Raw genomic sequence first — 4,093 nt, forward strand, 5'->3', positions numbered from 1 at the left:
CACCTTATTAGCGTTTACGGAACACCCAGATAGGGCCGATCAGAAGAAACTGAACATCTTCGAAAAACGAAGGTTTCTTACCTTCGATCTTGTGGCCAACAAACTGAAACAACCACAACACAGCGAAAAGAGTGATGGATACGAGTAACACTGACACCTGCATTATCTCTAAAGACCAAATTAAAGAGATGCACGCTAGAGTAAAGCCAAGCATCATCAAAAAAACGCTCAGCGACAAACGAAAATAAAACACCATAACCGGAACCGATGCGACCCAAACCCAATTAAGTGTTACACCAAACAGTTGTATTGCAGGTAACGACCAAATAAGCCCCACTACAGACAAAAAGATACCCGGTACAGCTACCTTGTTAATCTTCTGATTGACTGGGTTTTGATGACTTTCTCCGTATTCGGCTAGCCATTGAGAGAGATCCTTCATACTCTTATTACCAATTTTATCTTCCTGATATTTCTATAGCACGGCACCGAGCTGTTTGCCTTTGAAACCCACTAGTTTGTGATGGTTCTTTTCTGCTGTCGGCGTTTTTCCTGATACATACGTGAATCCGCTAGCTTGAGCATATCATCGATATCATTAAGCTCTGATGTGTACATTGCGTAGCCAACACTAACTTGCAAATTAATCAAATGCTGTTCGAAAATGACAGGGCTTTGGCAGATGGCTTTTTGCAGCTCCAAATTGATGATATCGATGTCCTTCGAATCTTCAATTCTTGGCAGCAAAACGAGAAACTCATCACCACCAATACGTGCCACTACGTCTGAAGTTCTCAACACACTTGTCAATCTTTCTGCTGTCGCAATCAGTACTTTATCTCCAGCCGCATGACCGTAGGTATCATTAATAGATTTAAACTGATCTAAATCGATATTAAGGATAGCGAACGAATCTTGCTCCTGACGTTTTTTCACTGACTCGAAATGCTCACGCAAGGTATACATGAAGTAGCGTCGGTTAGGTAACAAGGTCAATTCATCTTGCAGCGAACGTTTGCTAGCATCCGTGTATAAATAATAAGTGAGTGTGAACGCTGCTAACAAAATCAGTATCATTGGGTAGCCCAACAATCTAACCGCATGAACTTGAAACCAAGGTTTACTTGCGAGTAGATCTTCTTTAGCCGACGCAGCGATAACCCAACTGCCAAATGGAAAGTGAACAGAATCGACAGCAAACGCATTGTCAAAAGTTGATTGCATGCCATAGAAGACATCACCTTCAAAACCAGTACTGTCTCGTCCTCGTATTGCGACGTTGAATTTATGCTCAATCGATGAAACACCAGCATCCAAGAACAGTGACTCTAGAGAGATCACCACACTACATACCCCCCAGTAACGAGAGTTATAGGGTGGATCAGTGAATATTGGCACTCGCGCAATCAGTGCTAAACCACCTTGCACAAGATTTACCGGGCCAGCAATGAAGATTTCCTTTAACTCCTGAGCTTTTTTAACCGTGCGCCACTGACTCGGCACTGTACGATAATCAAGACCAAGCGCTTTTTCATTTCCTTCAAGAGGGTATATGTATTTGATGACGTCGTCAGGGGCGAGCCCTAACAACTGAACATGGCTGCTTCTGCGAATGACACTAGAAGCAATGAGGTCCCAACCTGAAAACTCGAACTCTGGGTTAGCGGCGACCAGCGCAGGAAGCCCATTAACAATATAGATATCGGAAACAATGGCAGACTCTAGTTCAGAACGAACGATGGAAAGCTCCTCCTTTGCCTTTGCCAAAAGACTATCGCGCAGGAATGATTTTTGGCTCCGGTCAAGTGACTCCACCAGCACAATTGAGACAAAAAAAACACACAAACAGATTATATTTAGGTAAAAATGCCTTCCAGAGCTTAAGGCCATCCGCCCTCCCAAATATCGCTAAATGAACCGCTGAGTTTATAAAGCCTTCGAATGATTTGTTATTATTAAATTCGCTCTTTTAACCTACATTAGATTAAGCTAATTATCATCGCTCGCAGGTGAAGTAGTCGATATCGACCAGAGTTTTTTGCCTTTATATCCTTATCTATTTCATTTTAGGACAAAAATGGCGGAAGACAGTGAAAAATTGTCTGCTATCCTCGACTATTCTGAATTCATCGCGATGCATCTCTGACCAAAAAATAACACGGGCGATTAAAACAACTGTTAATCTGGCTCGATAGATGAATTCGGTTTAATTAGGCTACTAAATGCGTGTAACTTTACTTGGATTGTGCCTTGCCGCAACGCTTCCCTACTCGGCCATCGCGGAGCAGACACACAGCTATCAAGAGTCGGCTGATGTGATTCGGCATACCTACGAGAGCCAGCTTTATACTCTGCCCGCGTTCAAAGAAGGACACTACGGGCTGCGTATGTTTCGCCAAACATTAGACAACAAATACTCCGCTGCTGTTTGGACCGATATGGCACGCGTTGCCAGTCGACTCAATCGATTTGCTGCCGAGGTAAACACCCCTGAACAGATCCTTCTCTACTCTGAAAAACGTGTTTCAGGCTACATCGGAGAGACTGACGAGCGAAGCCTTAGACGCTACAACGTCACCAAGCACATGCCGGAATACCTTTATCTAGGGGTCGACTTACTCGGTTCCATGGCTAGGGCGAACGAATACGGTCTTAAACATCGCCAAGATGCGCTTTTGCGTTCAGTGATCCGTCGTTATGATTTTGCAAAATACGCCACAGACCAAGAGATGATCAAAGCTTGGGCAGCGCAATTAGCAAACCAGGTCTATTGGCTAAGACAACTTGGCGAGCAAGATGTGGTAGAACCTTTTACTCAAGCCTTCAAGCTAGCCTATCCAGATAACCAAGACAAGGCGTTATCAAGCCAGCAATATGGTAATAAGCTGTATGGGATGACTCACATTATCTTTGGAGATTCCGAGTACTATCAGCATCAAGTAGACGAACAAGATCATCAGTGGGTCTATGACTATTTCCGCAACAACATCGACACTATCTTGATTAGAGCAAAAGAAGATATCATCGCTGAGGTAGGCATCACCTTCCTATTGGCAGGCTTAGAGGACGATCCCGTAGTCGCAAAAACTCGCAATGCAATTCAAGCTTCTATTGATCTGGAAAAAGGCATGATTCCTTCAGTGACTGGGGACTTCGATGTAACATATGGTGAGCACCGTAACGTACTAGCCATCATGTTGTTAGATTGGCAGCAAGTTAATGCGGCACCCAAAGTGATAACCCAGCCAAAAGTGTTTGCTCGACCGCCATTTGGCCTTATCCCTCAGTAGTATTCCTAGCCCTGTCAGACAGGGCTAGCATCAAACTGCTGATGGTTTTTCCCTCGCTAACCACATTGGGGTAAATACCGTAAACATATTCGCGCAAACAATCAGCATCAAACCTACTATCTGTGAGTATTGATAACTTTCTTGATAAAACAACCATTGCCAAAGCGCACTAAATAGCAAGTTAGTAAAAATAAGCGGAGCCAAGTGCGTGCTTGAATCGACCAATCTATACGCCTTAGAGCGAAATACCTGCGTATTGATGATAAGTGCTGAAAGGCACAGGATCACCACCAATAGCAACATAAACTCATCGGATTGAGGAATCACAACATGTTCCACCGAAATGAATTGGAAGCTGGCGACAGGCACCAATAGGATGGCAGCAAATAAGAACGTCCAATAGTTAATCTCTAACGCGCCTAACCCTGATTTGCTAATCCGAAACAAGCTAAGCTGCGAGCCCGCATTAAATAACCCAGATGCTAAACCCACTAGCAGCTCAAAGCGAACATTGACTCGTGACTTATCGCCTGCCAACAAAAATACACCTAAAAAGGTCACAACTAGACCTAAAATAGACACCCACTCTAGCTCCACTGAAAATATTAGCTTTTCTAACAAAGGTAAAAACAGCGGCCCAGTACCAAATAGCACGACACTCTCGACTAAACTCAAGTGATTGAGCGAGTAAATAAAGCAAATTTGGCATGACGCAATACACAAAGCACGAACCCAAAGTGCCTGTAACAATGCGCTTTGTGGTCGACAATAAACTCGTCTAGTCATCATCACAATAATTAGCG

4 protein-coding genes are annotated in these 4,093 nt (G+C 43.7%); 1 reads left to right on the top strand and 3 read right to left on the bottom strand.

Annotation, left to right across the window (positions count from 1 at the left end; all coding sequences use genetic code 11):
• Window positions 1–7: 7 nt before the first annotated feature.
• Window positions 8–442 (bottom strand): Mpo1 family 2-hydroxy fatty acid dioxygenase, encoded by a 435-nt coding sequence (locus tag QTO00_RS15810; protein WP_331425649.1) that lies wholly within the window; start codon window positions 440–442, stop codon window positions 8–10.
• 71 nt (window positions 443–513) lie between these two features.
• Window positions 514–1,890 carry a diguanylate cyclase gene (locus QTO00_RS15815; RefSeq protein WP_331425650.1) on the bottom strand — a complete coding sequence of 459 codons (1,377 nt, stop codon included), beginning with the start codon at window positions 1,888–1,890 and terminating at the stop codon, window positions 514–516.
• Between the two features lie 332 nt (window positions 1,891–2,222).
• Here QTO00_RS15815 and QTO00_RS15820 point away from each other — a divergent pair, with 332 nt between their 5' ends.
• Entirely contained in the window at window positions 2,223–3,290 is a 1,068-nt protein-coding gene (locus tag QTO00_RS15820; protein ID WP_331425651.1) for a DUF3541 domain-containing protein, read from the top strand.
• Window positions 3,291–3,320: 30 nt separating this feature from the next.
• Here QTO00_RS15820 and QTO00_RS15825 read toward each other — a convergent pair.
• Window positions 3,321–4,093 (bottom strand): DMT family transporter (locus QTO00_RS15825; protein WP_331425652.1); only part of this gene is annotated, 773 nt, incomplete at its 5' end.

The sequence above is a fragment of the Vibrio sp. M260118 genome (assembly GCF_036533755.1).
Classification (GTDB): domain Bacteria; phylum Pseudomonadota; class Gammaproteobacteria; order Enterobacterales; family Vibrionaceae; genus Vibrio.

Bases quoted from the DNA above. Each gene is read 5' to 3' on its own strand.
- QTO00_RS15820 (WP_331425651.1), top strand. From the start codon at position 2,223: ATGCGTGTAACTTTACTTGGATTGTGCCTTGCCGCAACGCTTCCCTAC.
- QTO00_RS15815 (WP_331425650.1), bottom strand. From the start codon at position 1,890: ATGGCCTTAAGCTCTGGAAGGCATTTTTACCTAAATATAATCTGTTTG.
- QTO00_RS15810 (WP_331425649.1), bottom strand. From the start codon at position 442: ATGAAGGATCTCTCTCAATGGCTAGCCGAATACGGAGAAAGTCATCAA.